The organism is Streptomyces sp. NPDC017979 (assembly GCF_044328175.1).
Lineage (GTDB): Bacteria > Actinomycetota > Actinomycetes > Streptomycetales > Streptomycetaceae > Streptomyces.
On sequence record NZ_JBIRGU010000010.1, the window covers coordinates 35,572 to 57,751 of the forward strand.

At 73.1% G+C, this 22,180-nt stretch carries 15 protein-coding genes; 8 read left to right on the plus strand and 7 right to left on the minus strand.

What is annotated here, in order from left to right:
* Positions 1 to 150: 150 nt before the first annotated feature.
* From ACH4E8_RS24025 to ACH4E8_RS24035, 3 genes are all read right to left on the minus strand, one after another.
* Entirely contained in the window at positions 151 to 1,356 is a 1,206-nt protein-coding gene (locus tag ACH4E8_RS24025; protein ID WP_398451378.1) for an ADP-ribosylglycohydrolase family protein, read from the minus strand.
* Positions 1,283 to 2,698 (minus strand): ADP-ribosylglycohydrolase family protein, encoded by a 1,416-nt coding sequence (locus ACH4E8_RS24030; protein WP_398451882.1) that lies wholly within the window; start codon positions 2,696 to 2,698, stop codon positions 1,283 to 1,285. The genes ACH4E8_RS24025 and ACH4E8_RS24030 overlap by 74 nt, the downstream gene beginning before the upstream one ends.
* 77 nt (positions 2,699 to 2,775) lie before the next feature.
* Positions 2,776 to 3,834 carry an ADP-ribosylglycohydrolase family protein gene (locus tag ACH4E8_RS24035; RefSeq protein ID WP_398451380.1) on the minus strand — a complete coding sequence of 353 codons (1,059 nt, stop codon included), beginning with the start codon at positions 3,832 to 3,834 and terminating at the stop codon, positions 2,776 to 2,778.
* A 262-nt stretch (positions 3,835 to 4,096) separates the two neighbouring features.
* Between ACH4E8_RS24035 and ACH4E8_RS24040 the strand changes: the two genes are divergently transcribed.
* The 5 genes from ACH4E8_RS24040 (at position 4,097) to ACH4E8_RS24060 (ending at position 13,213) form a co-directional block, all read left to right on the plus strand.
* Positions 4,097 to 4,825: a VIT1/CCC1 transporter family protein gene (locus ACH4E8_RS24040; protein WP_398451382.1), complete on the plus strand. Its 729-nt coding sequence runs from the start codon at positions 4,097 to 4,099 to the stop codon at positions 4,823 to 4,825.
* A gap of 929 nt (positions 4,826 to 5,754) precedes the next feature.
* On the plus strand, positions 5,755 to 10,314 hold the full coding sequence (gltB, locus tag ACH4E8_RS24045; RefSeq protein WP_398451384.1) for a glutamate synthase large subunit: 4,560 nt from the start codon (positions 5,755 to 5,757) through the stop codon (positions 10,312 to 10,314).
* Entirely contained in the window at positions 10,307 to 11,767 is a 1,461-nt protein-coding gene (locus ACH4E8_RS24050) for a glutamate synthase subunit beta (RefSeq protein ID WP_398451386.1), read from the plus strand. The genes gltB and ACH4E8_RS24050 overlap by 8 nt, the downstream gene beginning before the upstream one ends.
* 176 nt (positions 11,768 to 11,943) lie before the next feature.
* Positions 11,944 to 12,666 carry a VWA domain-containing protein gene (locus tag ACH4E8_RS24055; protein WP_398451388.1) on the plus strand — a complete coding sequence of 241 codons (723 nt, stop codon included), beginning with the start codon at positions 11,944 to 11,946 and terminating at the stop codon, positions 12,664 to 12,666.
* Between the two features lie 43 nt (positions 12,667 to 12,709).
* A complete protein-coding gene (locus ACH4E8_RS24060) occupies positions 12,710 to 13,213 on the plus strand; it encodes a pyridoxamine 5'-phosphate oxidase family protein (RefSeq protein WP_398451390.1) in 504 nt (167 codons plus the stop codon).
* Between the two features lie 369 nt (positions 13,214 to 13,582).
* Here the strand turns inward: ACH4E8_RS24060 and ACH4E8_RS24065 are convergent, their stop codons facing one another.
* Together ACH4E8_RS24065 and ACH4E8_RS24070 are read right to left on the minus strand one after the other, a co-directional pair.
* A complete protein-coding gene (locus tag ACH4E8_RS24065; protein ID WP_398451392.1) occupies positions 13,583 to 14,545 on the minus strand; it encodes an acyl-CoA dehydrogenase family protein in 963 nt (320 codons plus the stop codon).
* Positions 14,545 to 15,693, minus strand: a complete 1,149-nt coding sequence (locus tag ACH4E8_RS24070) for an acyl-CoA dehydrogenase family protein (RefSeq protein ID WP_398451393.1) — start codon at positions 15,691 to 15,693, stop codon at positions 14,545 to 14,547. Before ACH4E8_RS24070 ends, ACH4E8_RS24065 begins: the two co-directional genes overlap by 1 nt.
* Positions 15,694 to 15,747: 54 nt before the next feature.
* Here ACH4E8_RS24070 and ACH4E8_RS24075 point away from each other — a divergent pair, with 54 nt between their 5' ends.
* The 3 genes from ACH4E8_RS24075 to ACH4E8_RS24085 all read left to right on the plus strand — a co-directional run bounded on the left by ACH4E8_RS24075 (position 15,748) and on the right by ACH4E8_RS24085 (position 18,648).
* The gene (locus ACH4E8_RS24075) at positions 15,748 to 16,569 is read left to right on the plus strand and encodes an SDR family oxidoreductase (RefSeq protein WP_398451883.1); all 822 of its coding nucleotides are present in this window, start codon (positions 15,748 to 15,750) and stop codon (positions 16,567 to 16,569) included.
* A gap of 280 nt (positions 16,570 to 16,849) precedes the next feature.
* Positions 16,850 to 17,461, plus strand: coding sequence for a TetR/AcrR family transcriptional regulator (locus ACH4E8_RS24080; RefSeq protein ID WP_398451885.1), 612 nt, complete (start codon positions 16,850 to 16,852; stop codon positions 17,459 to 17,461).
* Between the two features lie 29 nt (positions 17,462 to 17,490).
* Positions 17,491 to 18,648, plus strand: coding sequence for an acetyl-CoA C-acetyltransferase (locus ACH4E8_RS24085; RefSeq protein WP_398451395.1), 1,158 nt, complete (start codon positions 17,491 to 17,493; stop codon positions 18,646 to 18,648).
* A gap of 128 nt (positions 18,649 to 18,776) precedes the next feature.
* Here the strand turns inward: ACH4E8_RS24085 and ACH4E8_RS24090 are convergent, their stop codons facing one another.
* Positions 18,777 to 19,151, minus strand: coding sequence for a beta/gamma crystallin domain-containing protein (locus tag ACH4E8_RS24090; RefSeq protein WP_398451397.1), 375 nt, complete (start codon positions 19,149 to 19,151; stop codon positions 18,777 to 18,779).
* A gap of 181 nt (positions 19,152 to 19,332) precedes the next feature.
* Entirely contained in the window at positions 19,333 to 22,110 is a 2,778-nt protein-coding gene (locus ACH4E8_RS24095; protein WP_398451399.1) for an AAA family ATPase, read from the minus strand.
* Positions 22,111 to 22,180: the final 70 nt, after the last annotated feature.

The window sequence follows — 22,180 nt, forward strand, 5'->3', positions numbered from 1 at the left end:
TCGGGGTGGTCCGCAATCGGGGCCCGGACCGGCTCCCGCTCGCCGTAGGGGCGGACCCGGCCGGGTTCCGGCCCCCGCCGGGCAGCGCCGTCCAAGCGGCGCCTGCCGCCCGTGGGGCTCGCGGGACGCGTCTTCGCGGTGCGGGCGCGGTCATCTGGGGTCACCCGCCAGGAGGGTGAAGTTCTCCTCGTGGGTGCGGCGGCGGTCCAGGTCGCGGGCGAAGACCTCGCGGGCGACGGCGGCCAGTTCGCGGGCGGGCGCGTGCAGGTCCAGTCGGCTGGCCTCGGCGACGGTCTTCGACCACTCCCGCGGGATCGCCGACTCGCCGTGCAGGGCGCCCGCGATCGCACCGGCCATGGTGGCGATGGAGTCGCAGTCCCGGCCGTAGTTGACGGCGCCCAGCACCGTGCGCCGGTAGTCGCCGCCGCCGATCAGCAGCATGCCGAGGGCGATCGGCAACTCCTCGATCGCGTGCAGCCGGGACGGTCGGCGCGCGCCGAGCGAGGGGGCGCGGTAGTCCGGGCCCACCGTGTCGAAGGGGGCGACCGCCGTGCGCAGCGCGGTGAGCGCGGGCTCGAAGTCCGCGTGCCGCACGGCGACTTCGGCGACCGCCTCGATCGCCGCGCGGGTGCCGTCCTTCGCCAGGGCGAGCGCCGCGTCCACCACGGACGCCGGGGTGGCGCCGGGGGCGCAGGCCGCGGCCACGGTCGCCGCGAAGACGCCCGCCGCCTCCCGCCCGTACGAGGACTGGTGCGCGCCGGCGACGTCCAGGGCTTCGGCGTACGCGGCGGCCGGGTGGGCCGCGTTCACCAGGCCGACGGGGGCCATGTACATCGCGGCGCCGCAGTTGACGATGTTGCCCGCGCCCGCCTCGCGCGGGTCGACGTGGCCGTAGTGCACCCGGGCCACCAGCCACTTCTCCGCGAGGAAGAGCCGTTGCAGCGGCAGCGCCTCCGCCTCCAGTTCGGGGATCCAGCGCGGGGTGGTCATCAGGTCGGGGACCAGGTGGTCGGCGACGGCGTACGCGTCGAGGTGGTCGCGGACGGTGGCGTACACGCGGATCAGCGCGTGCGTCATCAGGGTGTCGTCGGTGATGTGCCCGTCGCCCTTGTGGTACGGCGCGATGGGGCGGGCGGTGCGCCACTCGGGGCCGTTCCAGGGGCCGACGACGCCCTGGACCCGGCCGCCGTGGCGCTCGGCGATCTGCTCGGGGGCGTAGCCCTCGACCGGGCCGCCGAGCGCGTCCCCCACGGCCGCGCCGACCAGGGCACCGACGACGCGGTCATCGAGTCCCGGCGATGCGGGTGCGGTGGGGGTCGTCGGGGTGACTGGAGCGTGTGTCACGTTTGGCGTCATTGGTGCCGTTTGCGTCATGCCGGAATTGTCCACCTCGGGCGGTCGGTTCCGTGGGTGCCAGCCGCTCGGCGAGTTCCACCAGGTCCGTGCCCGCGAGCCTGGGCAGGGCGCAGCCGGCGAGGGTGCGGCAGGCTTGCCGCCAGGTGTCGGGGATCGCACCGCCGCCGCCCAGGACGCCGGTGAGCGCCCCCGCGAGCGCGGGCGCCGAGTCCGCGACGCGGGAGAGGCAGGCCGCGGTCGGCACGGCCTCGGCGACCCGCCCGCCGGCCGCCGTCACCACCGCGAGCGCCACCGGAACGGTCTCCGCCGCGGCGATCCCGTAGCTGTAGACGTGGTCGACGATCTGGTGCTCCAGCAGCGGTACGAGGTCGAACGCCACGCAGTCGCCCTCCATGGAGCGGGCGAGCCGCACCGCGTGCTGGGCGTTGCGGCCGATCTCGGTGGAGTCCGGCAGTTGGGCGAGTGCGGCGTCCACGGCGTCGTCCACGCCCGCGCCGCCGAGCGCGGCGGCGACCGCGGCGGCCATCGCACGGGCGCCGTGGACCCCGTCGCCGTCCTGGGTGTAGCGGGCGTCGAACTCCGCCAGCGCCGCGGCGGAGTCGGGGTCGCCCGGGTGGACGACCGCGAGGACGGCGGCCCGCACGCACGCGGCGTCGTCGAAGTAGTGCGGGTTGTCGTGGCCGGTCGCCGGGGGGCGCAGCCCGGTCGCGAGGTTGCCGAGCCCGGCGCGTACCGAGATCCGGGCGCGCAGCGGCAGGACGGCCGACTCGACCTCGGGCGCGCGGGCCGCGGCGGCGGCGACTTCGGCGGCGAGCGAGTTCCACGCCAGGTCGACGGCGGCGCGCAGCCGGGCGCCGGGCGCGAGGTCGGCGAAGAGGTCGCCGGCCGCGGTGAGCACGGTCTCGGCCGCGAACGCCGCCCATTCGGCGTCGTCGGACGGGCCGAGGCGCAGGGGCTCGGGGGGCTGGTTGAGCGCGATGGGGACGGGGAGGGTGGTCGTCGCGTTCTGCTCGGCGAAGGTGTCCAACTCCCGGGTCAGCCGCCGGGTCCACTCGGGCATCCGGGCGGCCCGGTGCCGGGCGGCGGGCCAGCCGGCGGCGTCGCCCGCGGCGAGGCCGAGGAGCAGGCCCTCGACCGGGCGCGTCCAGGGGCCGGGGTCACGGCGGCGGGCGGAGGGACGGTCGGTCCGGCGGGTGCTCGGGCCCGCGGCGGCGGGGGGTGCGATGACGACGCGGGCGCCTTCGGGAGCCAGCGGCGCTGATGCGGGTGCGGCGCCGGGGAGGCGGACCGTTCCTGCGGTGGAGGCGGTGGAGGCGGTGGAGGCGGTGGACGCGGTGCGCAGGGTGCGTTGCTCGCCGGAGCTCGTACGGGCTGACGCGGCGCGACCGGCGCCCTCGGACCCGGCCTGCGCTCCGGTGCTCACGACGCCGCCTTCGGGCCGTCGTCCGGGGTGAGCAGGTCGGCGACGTCGAGGACGTGTTGACCCGCCATCGACGGCAGACAACTGCCGCGCACCGGGCCGATCGCCGACGCCCACGCCGCGGGGATCGCCGCGGCCCCGTGGACCGCGCCCGCCAGCGCACCCGCGACCGCGGCCGTCGTGTCCGCGTCCCGGCCCATGTTGACCGCGGTCAGCACCGAGGCGCGGAAGTCGCCGCGGGCCGCCGCGAACGCGCCGAAGGCCAGCCCCACCGCCTCCGGCGCGAGGTCCGTCCACGGGTAGCCGCCGATGACCACCGACGACCGCACGGCGCGCTCCATCGTCAGGGTGTCCGGGTACGTGCGCTGCGCGGTGACCACCCCGCGGCGCAGCGAGCGCGCCGTCCAGGAGTCCATCGGGATCACGGACAGCGCGGCCCCGATCACCCCGGCCGGCCCCGCGCCCGTCATCGCGGCGGCGACGCCCGCGGCGACCGCCCGGCCGCCGTAGATGCCCTCGCCGTCGTGGCTGACGGACCCGTCGATGGCCACCAGCCGGGCCGCCTCCAGGGGCCGGCCGGCGGCGAAGACGCCGAACGGCGCCGCGCGCATGGCGAGTCCGTCGCTCCACGCGTGGCGGTGCTGGGCCGAGATGGGGGCGGCGAGTCCGCGCCGCAGGTTCTCCAGGGTGCCGCGCTCGCTGAAGCCCGCGCCCCTGAAGGGGCCTTCGTCCAGGTCGGCGATCCAGTGGTGCCACGCCCTCTCCACGTGGGCCACGGTCAGCGCGGAGCCGTGCCGGGCGAGGAGGCGGCCGGAGAAGATGGCGTACTCGGTGTCGTCCGTACCGGCCGGGTCGTCCTCGACGAAGCCCTCGATGCGGCCCCAGCGGGCCCGGATCTCGGAGGGGCGCAGGTTCTCCGCGGGGGCGCCGATCGCGTCGCCCACCGCGAGGCCGAGGAGCGCGCCGCGGGCGCGGTCGCGCAGAGTGGGTGCGGGGGCGGCCGAGGGCCGTGGCGCGGGGTCGAACGGATCGGCGGGACTGCATGCAACCAGCTCCATGAGGAGGGCCCCTTTCGCGCGCGCGAGCCTGTTGCCTGCATCTGTGCCACACGCGGCGCGGGACGAGTCTGAGAAACGTCCCTGTCACCCCAACTATCACCCCAACTGTCACCCGGGAGAGGCCGGGTGACTCTGCGGGAGCCCAGGTAAGTACGGCCTACCTTGCTAGCGCGCCCCTTACATCGCGCGTATTTTCGAGGATGTTCGAGGGGGCGGAGCGATCGGTTCCGCTATGAACGGACGGGGAAGCAAGGGGAGAGGCATGTCCATCATCGAGTCCGCCGCGACGCTGCACGAGGCGCACCGCGACAACCACACGCACCGGGACGTCAACGGCGGCTGGCTGCGGCCGGCGGTCTTCGGCGCGATGGACGGGCTGGTCTCCAACCTCGCCCTGATGACCGGTGTCGCGGGCGGCGCGGCGTCCTCGCAGACCATCGTCGTCACCGGGCTCGCGGGGCTCGCGGCCGGCGCGTTCTCGATGGCGGCGGGGGAGTACACCTCGGTGGCCTCCCAGCGGGAGCTGGTCCAGGCGGAACTGGACGTGGAGCGGCGCGAGTTGCGCAAGCACCCGGTGGACGAGATGGAGGAGCTGGCGGCGCTGTACGTGGCGCGGGGCGTGGAGCCCGAGCTCGCCCGGGAGGTCGCGATGCAACTCTCCAAGGACCCGGAGCAGGCGCTGGAGATCCATGCGCGCGAGGAGCTGGGGATCGACCCGGACGACCTGCCGTCGCCGGTCGTCGCGGCGGTCTCCTCCTTCGGTGCGTTCGCGCTCGGCGCGCTGGTGCCGGTGCTGCCGTACCTGCTGGGGGCGAGCGCGCTGTGGCCGGCGGTGCTGCTGGCGCTGCTGGGGCTGTTCGCGGCGGGTGCGTTGGTGGCCCGGGTGACGGCGCGGAGCTGGTGGTTCAGCGGGCTGCGGCAACTGGTGCTCGGCGGCGTGGCAGCGGCGCTGACCTACGGCCTGGGCACGGTCCTGGGCGCCGCGCTCTAGCTGCGCCCCGTTTCGTGTGACCTCGCCGTTTCCCTACGGCAGCGTTACCCCGTGCGGCCCGGTGGGTGGCTGGTCGCGCAGTTCCGCCCCCTGTGCCCTGCGGGCACGGGGGGACCCCCAGCGCCCCTGGGTGTGCTCGCCGTTTCCCTGCGGGAGCGTTGGTCTCCGCGGTCCGGTGGTGGGCTTGTCGCGCAGTTCCGCCCCCTGTGCCCTGCGGGCACGGGGGACCCCCAGCGCCCCTGTTTCGCTGCCCCGTCATTCGCCTGCGGGCCGAAGCAGGGGGTTTTAGGGGCGCGGGGAACTGCGCGACAAGCCCACCACCGGCCCGCACGGGGCAACGCTCCCGCAGGGGAACGGCGCGGCTTGGCGCGAGCAGCCACGACGTATCCGTGGAGGTCAACGCTCCCGCGGTGAATCAGGGGCGCTGGGGGGGTCCCCCCCCGTGCCCGCAGGGCACAGGGGGCGGAACTGCGCGACAAGCCCACCACCGGGCCGCGGAGGCCAACGCTCCCGCCGGAGAACCGGCGCGAGGCCCCCGCCAAGCCCCCCGCAGGGGAAACCGCACTCGTGTGACGTAGCTCCCCGGGACGGGACCCGTCCGGGGTGAGAGACTGTGCGTGACGTCCGCGAAACCCTGCGGACATCGCGGTTTCGATTGGCCCACCACCGGGCATGAGCCGAAAGCGCTACGGCAAAGAAGCCAGCGCCGACAGCACAGCACCAGATCGCGCCAGATCGCACCAGACCCCTTTCCTCCCCCCCCGGTGGAACCTCCGTGGCGGCCCCTCGGCCCCCACCACATGTCCGCATGTTGGAATGAAGAATCCACTTTCCGGGAATCAGTCCATCATGTAACCTGCACGAAATTTCGCAGAGGGCCAACGTCGTCCCTCGGCACAGCACATGCCACGACGACGACGGGAGAGCCGATGCGTTCCGACGCCTGGTCGCCCATGGACGGTCGCCCCGCCCCTCAGGGGATGTACGACCCCCGTAACGAACACGACGCATGCGGCGTCGGGTTCGTGGCCACCCTGACCGGTGTTGCCAGCCATGAGCTGGTGGAACAGGCGCTGACGGTCCTGCGGAACCTGGAGCACCGCGGTGCGACCGGCTCCGAGCCCGACTCGGGAGACGGCGCCGGAATCCTGCTCCAGGTGCCCGACGCGTTCCTGCGCGAGGTCAGCGGCATCGAGCTGCCCGAGGCCGGCTCGTACGCCGTCGGCATCGCCTTCCTGCCCGTGGACGACACCGATGGCGCCGTCTCGCACATCGAGACGATCGCCGCGGAGGAGGGCCTGACCGTCCTCGGCTGGCGTGCCGTCCCCACCACCCCGGACCTGCTCGGCAACGGCGCCCGCGCCACCATGCCGGTCTTCCGCCAGCTCTTCGTCAGCAACGGCTCCAGCGCCGGGCTCGACCTGGACCGCAAGGCGTTCGTGCTGCGCAAGCGCGCCGAGCGCGAGGCCGGCGTGTACTTCCCGTCGCTCTCCGCGCGCACCATCGTCTACAAGGGCATGCTCACCACCGGGCAGCTGGAGCCCTTCTTCCCGGACCTCTCCGACCGCCGCTGCGCCACCGCCGTCGCGCTGGTGCACTCGCGGTTCTCCACGAACACCTTCCCGAGCTGGCCGCTGGCCCACCCGTACCGCTTCGTGGCGCACAACGGCGAGATCAACACCGTCAAGGGCAACCGCAACTGGATGCGGGCCCGGGAGTCGCAGCTCGCCACCGACCTCTTCGGCAAGGGTGACCTGGAGCGGATCTTCCCGGTCTGCACCCCGGACGCCTCCGACTCCGCCTCCTTCGACGAGGTCCTCGAACTGCTCCACCTCGGCGGGCGCTCCCTGCCGCACGCGGTGCTGATGATGGTCCCCGAGGCGTGGGAGAACCACGACTCGATGGACCCGGCCCGCCGCGCCTTCTACCAGTACCACTCCACGATGATGGAGCCCTGGGACGGCCCCGCCTGCGTCACCTTCACCGACGGCGTCCAGGTCGGCGCGGTCCTGGACCGCAACGGTCTGCGCCCGGGTCGCTACTGGGTCACCGACGACGGCCTCGTGGTGCTCTCCTCCGAGGTCGGCGTCCTCGACATCGACCCCGCCAAGGTCGTCCGCAAGGGCCGCCTCCAGCCCGGCCGGATGTTCCTCGTGGACACCGCCGAGCACCGCATCATCGAGGACGACGAGATCAAGTCGACCCTCGCCGCCGAGCAGCCCTACGAGGAGTGGCTCCAGGCCGGCATCATCGGCCTGGGTGACCTGCCCGAGCGCGAGCACGTCGTCCACACCCACGCCTCCGTCACCCGCCGCCAGCAGACCTTCGGCTACACCGAGGAAGAGCTGCGCGTCCTGCTCGCCCCCATGGCGCGCGCCGGCATGGAGCCCATCGGCTCCATGGGCACGGACTCCCCGATCGCCGCCATCTCCGAGCGGCCCCGGCTGCTCTTCGACTACTTCACCCAGCTCTTCGCGCAGGTCACGAACCCGCCGCTGGACGCCATCCGGGAAGAGCTGGTCACCTCCCTGCACTCCTCCCTCGGCCCGGGCGGCAACCTGCTCGAACCGACGGCCGCGTCCTGTCGCAGCGTGACCCTGCCGTTCCCGGTGATCGACAACGACGAGCTGGCCAAGCTCATCCACATCAACGCCGACGGCGACATGCCGGGCATGAAGGCCGCGACGATCTCCGGCCTCTACCGCGTCGGCGGCGGTCACGTCGACCTCGCCGCCCGCCTCGACGCCGTCTGCGCCGAAGTCGACACGGCCATCGAGGACGGCGCCCGGCTGATCGTGCTCTCCGACCGCCACTCGGACGCCGAGCACGCCCCGATCCCCTCGCTGCTGCTGACCTCCGCGGTCCACCACCACCTCATCCGCACCAAGCAGCGCACCCACGTCGGGCTGCTGGTCGAGGCCGGCGACGTCCGCGAGGTGCACCACGTCGCGCTGCTCATCGGCTACGGCGCCGCTGCGGTCAACCCGTACCTGGCCATGGAGTCCGTGGAGGACCTGGTCCGCGCGGGCACCTTCATCGACGGCATCGAGCCCGAGCAGGCGATCCGCAACCTGATCTACGCCCTCGGCAAGGGCGTGCTGAAGGTGATGTCCAAGATGGGCATCTCGACCGTCGCCTCCTACCGCGGCGCCCAGGTCTTCGAGGCCATCGGCCTGGACGAGGGCTTCGTGGAGCAGTACTTCCACGGCACTGCCTCCAAGATCAGCGGCGCCGGCCTCGCGGTCATCGCCGACGAGGTCGCCGCCCGCCACGCCAAGGCGTACCCGGCCTCCGGCCTCGCCCCGGCGCACCGCGCGCTGGAGATCGGCGGCGAGTACCAGTGGCGCCGCGAGGGCGAGCCGCACCTGTTCGACCCGGAGACGGTCTTCCGCCTCCAGCACTCCACCCGCAGCGGGCGCTACGACGTCTTCAAGCAGTACACGCAGCGGGTCAACGAGCAGTCCGAGCGGCTGATGACGCTCCGCGGCCTGTTCGGCTTCGCCGCCGACCGCACCCCCGTGCCGCTGGACGAGGTCGAGTCCGTCTCCGAGATCGTCAAGCGCTTCTCCACCGGCGCCATGTCGTACGGCTCCATCTCCCGCGAGGCCCACGAGACGCTCGCCATCGCGATGAACCGGCTCGGCGGCAAGTCGAACACCGGCGAGGGCGGCGAGGACCCCGAGCGCCTCTACGACCCCACCCGTCGCTCCGCCATCAAGCAGGTCGCCTCCGGCCGCTTCGGCGTCACCAGCGAGTACCTGGTGAACGCGGACGACATCCAGATCAAGATGGCCCAGGGCGCCAAGCCCGGCGAGGGCGGCCAGCTCCCCGGCCCCAAGGTGTACCCCTGGGTCGCCAAGACCCGGCACTCCACCCCGGGCGTGGGCCTGATCTCGCCGCCGCCGCACCACGACATCTACTCGATCGAGGACCTGGCGCAGCTCATCCACGACCTGAAGAACGCCAACCCGCAGGCCCGCATCCACGTGAAGCTGGTCTCCGAGGTCGGCGTGGGCACGGTCGCCGCCGGCGTCTCCAAGGCGCACGCCGACGTCGTGCTGATCTCCGGCCACGACGGCGGCACCGGCGCATCCCCGCTCACCAGCCTCAAGCACGCGGGCGGCCCCTGGGAGCTGGGCCTCGCCGAAACCCAGCAGACCCTGCTGCTCAACGGCCTGCGGGACCGGATCGTCGTGCAGACCGACGGGCAGCTCAAGACCGGCCGCGACGTGGTCATCGCCGCGTTGCTCGGCGCCGAGGAGTTCGGCTTCGCGACCGCGCCGCTGGTCGTCTCCGGCTGCGTCATGATGCGCGTCTGCCACCTGGACACCTGCCCGGTCGGCATCGCCACCCAGAACCCGGTGCTGCGCGAGCGGTACGCCGGCAAGGCCGAGCACGTCGTCACCTTCTTCGAGTACATCGCCGAAGAGGTCCGCGAGCTCCTGGCCGAGCTGGGCTTCCGCACCCTCCAGGAGGCCGTCGGCCACGCCGAACTGCTCGACACCGAGCGGGCCGTGACCCACTTCAAGGCCCAGGGCCTGGACCTCGCCCCGCTGTTCCACGTGCCCGAGCTGCCCGAAGGCGCCGTCCGGCACGCCCTGGTGGCCCAGGACCACGCCCTGGAGAAGGCGCTCGACAACCAGCTCATCAAGCTGGCCTCCGACGCTCTCTCCGCACAGAACGCCGAAGCCGCCCAGCCGGTGCGCGCCCAGGTCGCCATCCGCAACATCAACCGCACCGTCGGCACCATGCTCGGCCACGAGGTCACCCGCCGCTTCGGCGGCGCGGGCCTGCCGGACGACACGATCGACATCACCTTCACCGGCTCCGCCGGCCAGTCCTTCGGCGCCTTCGTGCCGCGCGGCATCACGCTGCGCCTGGAGGGCGACTCCAACGACTACGTCGGCAAGGGCCTGTCCGGCGGCCGGATCGTGGTCCGCCCCGACCGCGGCGCCGACCACCTCGCCGAGTACTCCACCATCGCGGGCAACACCATCGCCTACGGCGCCACCGGCGGCGAGATCTACCTGCGCGGCCGCACCGGCGAGCGCTTCTGCGTCCGCAACTCCGGTGCGACCGTCGTCTCCGAAGGCGTCGGCGACCACGGCTGCGAGTACATGACCGGCGGCCACGCCGTCGTCCTCGGCGAGACCGGACGCAACTTCGCGGCCGGCATGTCCGGCGGCGTCGCGTACGTCATCGACCTCGACGAGGACAACGTCAACGCGGGGAACCTGGCCGCCGTCGAGGCCCCGAGCGACGCCGACAAGCAGTGGCTGCACGACGTGGTGCGCCGCCACCAGGAGGAGACGGGCTCCACCGTCGCCGAGAAGCTGCTCGCCGACTGGGCGTCCAACGCCGACCGGTTCAGCAAGATCATCCCGACCACGTACAAGGCAGTGCTCGCCGCCAAGGACGCCGCTGAGCTCGCCGGTCTCTCCGAGCAGGAGACCACCGAGAAGATGATGGAGGCGGCGACCAATGGCTGACCCCAAGGGCTTCCTGACCACCGGGCGCGAGGTCGCCGAGACCCGCCCCGTCGCCGAGCGCGTCAAGGACTGGAACGAGGTCTACGTCCCCGGCTCCCTGCTGCCGATCATCAGCAAGCAGGCCGGCCGCTGCATGGACTGCGGCATCCCGTTCTGCCACAACGGCTGTCCGCTCGGGAACCTCATCCCCGAGTGGAACGACTTCGCCTACCGCGAGGACTGGACCGCCGCGTCCGAGCGGCTGCACGCCACCAACAACTTCCCGGAGTTCACCGGCCGGCTGTGCCCCGCGCCCTGCGAGTCGGCCTGCGTGCTGGGCATCAGCCAGCCCGCGGTGACCATCAAGAACGTCGAGGTCTCCATCATCGACAAGGCGTGGGACTCCGGGGACGTCACCCCGCAGCCCCCGGAGCGGCTCTCCGGCAAGACCGTGGCCGTGATCGGCTCCGGCCCGGCCGGGCTCGCCGCGGCCCAGCAGCTCACCCGCGCCGGCCACACCGTCGCCGTCTTCGAGCGGGCCGACCGCATCGGCGGGCTGCTGCGGTACGGCATCCCCGAGTTCAAGATGGAGAAGGTGCACATCAACCGGCGCATCGAGCAGATGCGCGCGGAGGGCACCAAGTTCCGCACCGAGGTGGAGATCGGCCGCGACATCGACGCCGCCGCGCTGCGCCGCCGCTACGACGCGGTGGTCATCGCGGCCGGCGCCACGGTCTCCCGCGACCTGCCCGTGCCCGGGCGCGAACTGGCCGGCATCCACTACGCGATGGAGTACCTGCCGCTCGCCAACAAGGTCCAGGAGGGCGACTTCGTCGCCCCGCCGATCACCGCCGAGGGCAAGCACGTCGTCGTCATCGGCGGCGGCGACACCGGCGCGGACTGCGTGGGCACCGCCCACCGCCAGGGCGCGGCGTCCGTCACCCAGCTGGAGATCATGCCCCGGCCGGGCGAGGAGCGCAGCACCGGCCAGCCGTGGCCGACGTTCCCCATGCTGTACAAGGTCACCTCGGCACACGAGGAGGGCGGCGAGCGTGTGTACTCGGTCTCGACGACCCACTTCGAGGGCGACGAGGACGGCAACGTCCAGGCGCTCCACCTCGTCGAGGTCGAGTTCGTCGACGGCAAGTTCACCCCGAAGCCGGGCACCGAGCGCCGCATCCCGGCGCAGCTCGTCACCCTGGCCATGGGCTTCACCGGCATCGACCAGTCCAACGGCCTGGTCGACCAGTTCGGCCTGGAGCTGGACGCGCGCGGCAACGTCGCGCGCGACGCCGACTTCGCCACGAACGTGGACGGGGTCTTCGTCGCGGGCGACGCGGGCCGCGGCCAGTCGCTGATCGTGTGGGCGATCGCCGAGGGGCGTTCGGCCGCGCGCGGCGTGGACCGCTACCTGACGGGCGCGAGCGACCTGCCCGCGCCGATCCGCCCGACGGACCGCGCGCTCACGGTCTGACGGAACACCACACAGACGTCCCGTACAACGGCGTACGGAACTGAACGCGGCGCTCGCCCTGTCCCCGACCGGACTGAGGGCGGGCGCCGCGGCGTGTGCGCGACGCGTGCGACATGTGTGCGACCCGTGGCGGTGATCCTGCCGGTGATATCGCACAGATGGCGTAATCTCGCGACATGATCGACCTCCGCAAGGTCCAGGAGAAGGCCCCAGGGCTCGTCAGCCTCTACAAGAAGGCCGGCCGCTCGCTGCGCAAGCACAGCATGGAGGGGCAGCGCGTCGCGGTCTACCTGGTGCTGGACTACTCGGGCTCGATGAAGGACTACTACCGCGACGGCAGCGTGCAGGCGTTCGCCGACCGGGTCCTCAGCCTCTCGGCGAACCTCGACGACGACGGCCGGGTCCCCACCGTCTTCTTCTCCACCGACGTCGACGCCGTCACCGAGATCTCCCTGGACAACCACCACGGCCGGGTCGCCGAGATCGTCGCCGGGCTCGGCCACATGGGCAAGACCAGCTACCACCTGGCGATGGACGCGGTGATCGACCACTACGTCGACCAGACGGACGGCGGAGCGAAGGACCCCGCGCTGGTCGTCTTCCAGACCGACGGCGGCCCGATCAACAAGCTCGCGGCGGAGCGCTACCTGTGCAAGTCGTCGAAGCTGCCGCTGTTCTGGCAGTTCGTCGGCTTCGGCAACACGCGCAGCACCCAGTTCGACTTCCTGCGCAAGCTCGACGAACTGCCGGTCCCCACCAAGCGCGCCGTGGACAACGCGGGCTTCTTCCACGCCGGCGCGGAGCCGTCGAAGGTCGCGGACGCGGAGCTCTACGACCGCATGCTGGCGGAGTTCCCGAGGTGGCTGTCGGCGGCGCGGGCGCAGGGCATCGTCCGCTGAATCCAGACGGCAGGTGTCCGGATGGGGTGCTGAACTGTGCTCCATGAGCACCGAGACCCCTCCTCAGCCGTCTTCGCGCACCTCCTGGGCGGACTTCCACGCGGCCGAGCCCGATTTCGCGGACACCGTCCGGGCCCGCTTCCAGCAGCACCTCCACCACGTCCTCGCGACGCTCCGCAAGGACGGTTCGCCCCGGGTGAGCGGCCTGGAGGTCACGTTCCGTGACGGCGAGCTGTACCTCGGCATGATGTACGACTCCTGGAAGGCGAAGGACCTCCTGCGCGACCCGCGCTTCGCCCTCCACGCGAACCCGGGCTCGGGCGACGAAGCGTCCAGCCTCGGCGACGTCCGCGTGTCGGGCCGGGCGGCCCTGGTGACCGACCCCGCGGAACTGGCCCGCTTCGTCGGGGCCGTCCACCCGCCGGAGCCGTTCCACCTCTTCCGCGCGGACCTCGCGGACGCGGTCCGCACCTTGGTCGAGGGCGCCGAACTGGTGGTCCAGACGTGGCACCCGGGCACCCCCCTCCGCACGATCCGCCGCGCCTAGCCCTGTGGGCGTGCTGTTGTCTGTCGCGCAGGTCCGCCCCCCACGCCCTCTGGCATAGGGGGCGGAACTGCGCTCCAAGCCGCCCACCGGCCCGCGGCGTTTAACGCGGCCGTATGCCGTACGGCGGGGTTTTTGGGGGCGCGGGGAACTGCGCGAGTAACCCTCCACCGGCCCGCGGGGACTGACGTGGCGGTATGTGTACGGCGGGCGTTATGGGGGCGCGGGGAACTGCGCGACAAGCCCACCACCGGGCTGCGGGGACTGACGTGGCGGTATGTGTACGGCGGGGTTTTTGGGGGCGCGGGGAACTGCGCGACAAGCCCACCACCGAGCCGCAGGGAACAGCGCAAGGCGCGCCCGGCGCACCCGTCACCCGTGTGAGGTGTCGCCCGCGAGGACCAGCTCGCGGCACGCCGCCGGCGTGCCCCACGCCCCCCGCAGCGGGCGTGCCTTGCGCAGCCACAGCGCGAGGTCGAGCTCCTCCGTGTAGCCCACCGCGCCGTGGAGTTGGAGCGCCGCCCCCGCCGCCGCGTAAACGGCCTCCGACGTCGCCACCTTCGCCGCCGCCACATCCCTCGCCGTCAGCGTGAGCGCGGCGCCGTACACCAGGGGGCGGGCGAACTCCAGGCCCACCAACGTGTCCGCGAGGCGGTGCTTCACCGCCTGGAAGGAGCCGATCGGGACGCCGAACTGGACGCGTTGGGTCACGTACGCGACCGTGCGCTCCAGGAGGGCCAGGCCCACGCCCAGACACTGCGCCGCCGTCAGGAGGCGGGCGAGCAGGGCCGCCGCACCCGCGTCCACGCCTGACGCCACCACCTCACCGCCCCCCTCCGGCACCGCCAACCTCCGTACCGGATCCGACGAGACCCGGACCGGACCGTGCCCGGGCGCCACCCGCAGCACCCCGGCCGACTCCACCAGCACCACGTCCGCCGCGTCCGCGTCCAGCGCGTAGCGCCCGCCGGCGGACAGCACCACCGTCGCCACGGTCTCGCCGCCCACCAGCCCCGCGAGCACCCGCCCCGCACCCACCTCGCCCAACAACACCGCAGCCGCCGCCGTCTCCACCACCGGGCCCGGCATCCCGTGGCGGCCCAACTCCACGAAGCCCAAGGCAAGTTCCAGCGGCCTCAGCCCCACGCCTCCGTACTCCTCGTCCGCGGCGAGTGCGAAGAGCCCCGTCTCCGCGAGCCGCGCCCACAGCGCGCGCCCCGGATCGCGGTCGCCCGTGGCCCACGCGCGCGCCGCGGCCGGCACGTCCCCCGCCGTCAGCAGCGCGTCCAACGACGCGGCGAAGGCGCGTTGCTCGTACGTCAACAAGAAGCGCATCAGCGGCGGCCCTTCGGAAGGCCGAGCAGCCGCTCGGCGATGATGTCGCGCTGGATCTCGTTCGTCCCGGCGTAGATCGGGCCGGCGAGGGCGAACAGATGACCCTCCGCCCACGCCGTGTCGCCGCACTCGCCCTCCTCGCCCAGCAGGTCGAGCGCGGTCTCGTGCAGCGCGATGTCGTACTCGGACCAGAAGACCTTGTTCAGACTGGACTCCGCTCCGAGGCACTCGCCCCCGGCGAACCGGGACGCCGCAGCCCAGGTGAAGAGTTCGTACGCCCGCGCCCCGATCACCGCGTCCGCGACCCGGTCCCGCAGCGCCCCGCCCGGCGCCCCCGCCGTGCGCCAACGCGTCACGAGTCGGTCCGCCGCAGCGAGGAAGCGGCCGGGGGAGCGGAGCGTGAGCCCGCGCTCGTTGCCGGTCGTGGACATCGCGATCCGCCAGCCCTGCCCCGGCTCGCCGATGACGTCGGCGTCGGGGACGAACACGTCGTCGAGGAAGAGTTCGGCGAAGGCGGGCTTGCCGTCGAGCCGTCCGATCGGCCGCACGGTCACGCCCGGTGCGCGGAGGTCGAACATCAGATACGTCAGCCCCCGGTGCGGCCGGTCCACCACGACTTCCGGGCCCGTGCGGAAGATCCCGAACGCCCGGTCCGCGAAGGCCGCCCGGGACGACCAGGTCTTCTGCCCCCGCAGCAGCCAGCCGCCTTCCGTGCGCACCGCGCGCGACCGCAGCGCCGCGAGGTCGGACCCCGCCTCCGGCTCGGACCACGCCTGCGCCCAGACGACCTCGCCGCTCGCCATCGACGGCAGCACCCGGGCGCGTTGCTCGGCGGTGCCGTGGTCGAAGAGGGTGGGCGCCAGCAGGCTGATGCCGTTCTGGGAGACCCGGCCGGGCGCGCCCGCCGCCCAGTACTCCTCCTCGAAGAGGAGCCAGCACACGAGGTCGGCGCCCCGGCCGCCGTACGCGGCCGGCCAGGACACCACGGACCAGCGGTCCGCCGCCAACTCCGCCTCCCACGTGCGGTGCTCGGCGAACCCTTCGCGCGTCTCCAGGGACGGGAGGGGTTCACGAGGCACGTGCGCGGCGAGCCAGTCGCGGGCCTCGCGCCGGAACGCCTCGTCCTCGGCCCCGAGTTCCAGGTCCACAGCGTCCCCTCCCGCTTCCCTAACAAGTGTTTGGTAGGTTAACGTGCCGCCGTGGTGAACAAAAGAGACGGGACGCCGAACGCACCGGGAACACCGCAGCCGCCCGCGTACGCACCGCCCCACGGCCTGCTCGCCGGCCGCACCGCCGTGATCACCGCGGCGGCCGGTGCCGGCATCGGCGGCGCGACCGCCCGCCGCTTCCTGGAGGAGGGCGCCCGGGTCCTGATCAGCGACGCCCACGAGCGCCGCCTCGTCGAGTCGCGCGCCGCGCTGGCCGACGAGTTCGGTACGGACGCGGTCGCCGCGCAGCCCTGCGACGTCACCGACGAAGCCCAGGTCGCCGCCCTCTTCGCCCGCACCGCAGAGGTGCACGGCGGGCCGGACGTCGTCGTCAACAACGCCGGCCTCGGCGGCACGGCCCCCGTCGTCGACATGACCGACGACCAGTGGGGTCGCGTCCTGGACGTCACCCTGAACGGCACCTTCCGCTGCACCCGGGCCGCGCTGCGCGCCTTCCGCACGACCGGTCGCGGCGGCGTGATCGTCAACAACGCGTCCGTCGTGGGCTGGCGCGCCCAGGCCGGCCAGGCGCACTACGCCGCGGCGAAGGCCGGTGTCATGGCGCTGACCCGCTGCTCCGCGATCGAGGCGGCGGAGCACGGCGTACGGATCAACGCCGTCGCCCCCAGCCTCGCGATGCACCCGCACCTGGCGAAGGTGACCTCGCCCGAACTCCTCGCGGAGCTGACCGAGCGGGAGGCGTTCGGCCGGTCCGCGCAGCCGTGGGAGGTCGCGAACGTGATCGTCTTCCTGGCCAGCGGCTACGCGTCCTACCTGACCGGCGAGGTCATCCCGGTCAGCAGCCAACGCGCATGAACGGGACCCGGTCTCGCCGTACGGTGCGCTGTGCTGCGACGTCCGCGGGCCCCCGGCGGGCCGGCTGCGCAGTTCTCCCCCCTGTGCCCTGCGGGGACCCCGGCGCTCCGGTGTTCGCTGCCACCAACCACCGGGCCGCAGAGAGCAACGCACCCGCAGAGCACCTGCGCCCACCTCCGAAGGCGAAAGCAAGCGCAGGCAAGCGCACGGCACCTTCCGGACGGGCCCCGTCCCGGGGCCACCGCCGAGGACCAGTCCCGTGACGGAAGACAATGGAGCCGTGCCGAAGACGAAGAAGACCCAGGTGACGGCCTCGCCGGAGCGCCGTCGCGAACTGCTCCACCTCGCCGCCGAGGTGTTCGCCGCCCACGGGTACAACGCGACCACCGTCCGCCGCATCGCGGACGAGGCCGGCATGCTCGCCGGCAGCCTCTACTACCACTTCGACTCCAAGGAGTCGATGTTGGACGAGATCCTCGCCACCTTCCTGGCCGAGCTCTGGGAGGGGTACGACGCCGTGCTCGCCGCCGAACTCGGCCCCCGCGAGACCATCGAAGCGCTGGTCACCGAGTCCTTCCGGGAGATCGACCGGCACCGGGCCGCCGTCGCGATCTACCAGCAGGAGTCCCGGGCGCTGGCCGCCCAGCCCCGCTTCCACTACCTCACCGACTCGCAGCAGAAGTTCGAACAGGCGTGGCTCGGGACGCTGGAACGGGGCGTCACGGAGGGGGCCTTCCGCGCCGACCTCGACGTCCGGCTGACGTACCGCTTCGTGCGCGACACGGTGTGGGTCGCCGCGTCCTGGTACCGCCCGGGCGGCCAGCACAGCCCCGAGGAGATCGCCCGCCAGTACCTGTCGATGGTCCTGGACGGCATCGCCGTACGCACGTAGAACCCCACGGGAAGCAGGAGGAGAGCGCGATGGCCGAGGCATACGTCGTGGAAGCGGTCCGCACCCCCGTCGGCAGGCGCCGGGGCGGACTGGCCCGGGTCCACCCCGCCGACCTGGGCGCCCACGTCCTCACCGCGCTCGTCCGGCGCTCCGGCATCGACCCGGCCGCCGTCGACGACGTCGTCTTCGGCTGCCTGGACGCGGTCGGCCCGCAGGCCGGCGACATCGCCCGTACGGCGTGGCTGGCTGCCGGGCTGCCGGAGGAGGTGCCGGGCGTGACCGTGGACCGCCAGTGCGGCTCGTCCCAACAGGCCGTCCACTTCGCCGCGCAGGCCGTGCTCTCCGGCACCCAGGACCTGGTGGTCGCGGGCGGCACCCAGAACATGTCGATGATCCCCATCGCGTACGCCTCCCGCCGGGCCGCCGACCCGCTGGGGCTGACCGACGGCCCCTTCGCCGGCAGCGAGGGCTGGCGCGCCCGCTACGGCGACCGGCCCGTGAACCAGTTTCACGGCGCCGAGTTGATCGCCACCCGGTGGGGCATCACCCGCCGCGACCAGGAGGAGTACGCGCTCCGCTCCCACGAGCGCGCCGTCCGCGCGCTCGACGAGGGCCGCTTCGAGCGCGAGACCGTCGCGTACGGAGACGTCGTGCGCGACGAAGGCCCGCGCCGCGACACCTCCTTGGAGAAGATGGCCGCCCTGGACCCGGTCGTGCCGGGCGGCACCATCACCGCCGCCTGCTCCTCCCAGGTCTCCGACGGCGCGGCGGCGCTGCTGCTCGCCGGCGAGGCCGCGGTCCGGGAGCACGGCCTGACGCCGCGCGCCCGCATCCACCACCTCTCCGTCCGCGGCGAGGACCCCATCCGGATGCTCTCCGCCCCCATCCCGGCGACCGCCCGCGCCCTGAAGAAGACCGGACTCTCCCTCGACGACATCGACCTCGTCGAGATCAACGAGGCGTTCGCCCCCGTCGTCCTCGCCTGGCTCAAGGAGACGGGCGCCGACCCGGCGAAGGTGAACGTCAACGGCGGCGCGATCGCGCTGGGCCACCCGCTGGGCGCCACCGGGGCCCGGCTGATGACGACCCTGCTGTACGAGTTGGAGCGCACGGGCGGCCGGCTCGGCCTCCAGGTGATGTGCGAGGGCGGCGGCCAGGCGAACGTGACGATCATCGAACGCATCTGACGCCCCGTGCGCCGCCCGCACCGGCGGGCTTCGTCAGACACGCCCCAGCACGGTCCCCGGGCGGGCGCGGCCCTTGGAGCGCCCGCCCGGGGACACGGCGTCACGGAGGGACGCTCACCCTTCGGATATCAGTAGATCTCGATCCGAATGATCTTGTGGACGTGGCCGGGGTTCCACGAGCTCCACTTCGCCATGGTGACGTTTTCGAGCGTCGGGTTGTTCAGGTTCCGCTGGAACTGGAGCTTCACCCTGTTGTTGCCGGACTCGACCCAGTTGACGCCGTAGATGGCGACCGGCATGGACCCGCCGTTGGCGAAGCAGAGAGTGCTCTGACCGTTGTTGTTGTGGATCTCCAGAAAGTCGGTCTGGTTGCAGGGCACGCCGTTGATGAGCGTGGAGAAGTCGCCGCTCGGGGCGCTCGCGACGGCGGGTACGGCCATCGCGGCCATGGCGGCCACCGTGGCGACGGCGACTGCGAGAGGCCGACGTGAGGACAGCTTCATGCTTTCTCCTTCTTCGATGCGGACACGTGCCCGTACGTCCGGGAGCCCGGCCGCCGTGGATCCGGTGCGGTCGTCCCCGGGACGCGTTTCCATGGTCGCGACCGCCGTACCGCCGTCGCATCGGCAAACATCGCCTACACCCGGCGATCCTTCGGGGAAGCTCGCGCGGGCGGCCCGCGGGTCAGGGCAGCGGCAGGTTGCGCAACTGGCGGCGGGACGTGATGTGGAGCTTGCGGAAGATGTTGCGCACGTGGGCGTCGATGGTGCGCGGGCTCAGGAACAACTGCGTGCCGACCTCCTTGGAGGTGGCCCCGGTGGCCACCAGCCTCGCGATGTGCAGCTCGTGGGCGGTGAGCGCATCGGCCGGTCGGGCGGCCCGCCGGTGACACTGCTCACCGGTGGCGCGCAACTCGCGGGCGGCGCGGGCGGCGAACCCCTCCGCACCCATGTCGGACAGCATCCGATGAGCGATGCGGAGCTGCTCGCGGGCGTCCTGACGGCGGCGTTCGCGGCGCAGCCACTCGCCGTAGACGAGGTGGGCGCGGGCGAGATGGGCGACCATCCGGCAGCGGCCGAACCGCTCGATCGCCTCGCCGTACGACGCTTCGGCCGCCGGCCCGGTGCTGGTCAGCGCACGTGAGACGGCCGCAAGTCCGAGGGCCCACTGGGTGCCGCTGGCGCGCGCTCGCGAACTCAGCAGTCTCAGGGCGGTGGTGGCGCGGTCCGGCTGGTCGGCGCGGACGGCCGCCTCGATCAGCTCGGGCAGCACCATGCTGCTGTGCACCAGTTCGTCGGACTCGCACGGCGGTACCGCGGCGGCGAGGGCGACGTCGTAGTTTCCCAAGCCGTTGTGCAGCACCGCCAGGGAGTACTGGGCCAGACCGCCCCCGCCGTGCCCGACGGCCTCCCGGACGATGGCCGCGTGGAGCGTGTCGACCGCGGTCCGCTGACCGCGCCAAGCCGCCAGCAGGATGTCGTTGCTGGGCAGCGGCGCGGCACCCGTCTCCCGCGTGTACGCGGCGGCCTCGGCGCCCAGTTCGGCGGCCCGGGCGAGTTCGCCGGTGAACAAGGACACGGCGGCGAGGCAGTTGAGCGCGGTGGGCAGTGCCGTCAGCGCCCCGTCCTGTCGGGCGAGGCGGACGCGGCGAACGGCGAGCGCGTGGAGCGCCTCGTCGTCCCACAGCGCCATCGCGACGCGACACCCCAGCAGCAACCAACGGCCGTCGGCGTCGTCTCCTTCCGGCCCGGCCGGCCGGCGAGGGTCGTGACCGCGGTGACCGAGCGAGGCCAGCGCCCGCTTCAGGACGGGTACGGATGCTTCGTATCCGTGGGTGGCTCTGGCCACCAGCCCGTCGAGGAAGAGCTCCACCACTCGTGTCGACGTCGACGGAGACGTTGACGGTGACGGAGACGGTGACGGTGCCGGCACGGCCTGGGCGGCTTCGGCCACCTCCAGCACCCCGCGCCCGGACGAGCTGGGCAGGTGGGAGGACTCCAGTGCTTGCAGGAAGGTCTCGCGGGCCAGCGGGGCGTCCAACGGGGCGAGCTCCGTCGCGACGTCCAGCAGCATCCCGAGCACGTCGTCGTTGCCCGTCGTGTAGTACGCGATCTGGGCACCCAGCAACTTCACCCGGGCGCGTTCCGCGGCAGGCAGCGGCCCGGCCTTCGCGAGAGCCAGCAACTCCAGAGCGGCATCGGGCGCACCGGCCCGGTGCTTGGCGTGCGCGGCGCACAGCGCGCGGCGCGCACGGTCGCCGGGCTTGGGCGTCAGCGCGACCGCCCGCTCCAGGAACGCGGCTGCCGCGGCCAGCCCGCCGCGGGCCCGTGCCCGATCGGCCGAGCGTTCCAGATCCGCGGCGATCGCCTCGTCGGCCCCTGGCGTGGCCTGCGCACGGTGCCAGGCGTGCCGGTCGGGCTCGGTCCGGGCGTCGGTCGCCGCGGCCAGCGCCCGGTGCACGCGGCGGCGGTCGGACGACGTGGCCGCCCGGTAGACCAGCGAACGCATCAGCGGATGGTGGAACCGCACCCAGGTGCCGACCGCCACCAGCCCGGCCGTCTCCGCCGGTGCAGCCGCGTCGGCGCGGATGCCGAGGTGCTCGGCCGCGGCCCACATCAGCGCGGTGTCGCCGAGCGGCTCGGCCGCCGCGACCAGCAGCAGCAACCGCGTCTCGGTCGGCACGTCGCGCGACCGGCGCTGGAAGCACTCCTCGATCTTGCGCGGCACGCTCAGTTCGTTCGGCAACCCGAATCCGCCCGCCAGCTTCGCCGGCTCCGCGCTCAGCGGCAACTGCGTCAGGACCAGCGGGTTGCCCCCCGCTTCGATGATGACCCGGTCGCATATCCGCTCGTCCCACGGCGCCCTGACCGCCGTGGCGAGCAACTTCCGCGCGTCCGCCTCACCGAGCCCGGCCAAGTCCAGCGTCGGCAGCCCTGCGAACGTGCGTACGTCACAGGGGCCGGGGTCGGGGTCGCGCAGCGCGAACACCAGCGCCAGCCGCGCGGCCTCCACCCGCCGCGCCACGAAGGCGAGGGCCTGCGCGGACGCCGCGTCCAACCACTGGGCGTCATCCACCAGACACAGCAGCGGCCGTTCCTCGGCTGCCCGGGTCAACAGGCCCAAGGCGGCCAGCGCCACCAGAAACGGGTCCGGCGGGTCGCCGTCGCGCAGCCCGAACGCCACCTCCAAAGCGGCCTGCCGCGGGCGGGGCAACGAGCCCAGCCGGTCCAACAGCGGCGCACACAACTGGTGCAGGCTGGCGAACGCGAACTCCGTCTCGGACTCCACGCCGGCCGCACGCTCCACCCGGAACCCCGGTGCGACACCGCGGGCGTGCTCAAGGAGCGCGGTCTTCCCGATGCCGATCTCACCGCACACCACCAGCGCGCCACCGCGGCCGGCCCGCGCTCCGGCAACCAGCTCTTCGATCGCCTTGCACTCTGTGTCTCGGCCCACAAGCATCTCTTGGCTCTCCCCGGGGTGACGGCAGACGGTCGGCCGGACTGGCCTCCCGCCGGTGACCCTCTCCCCG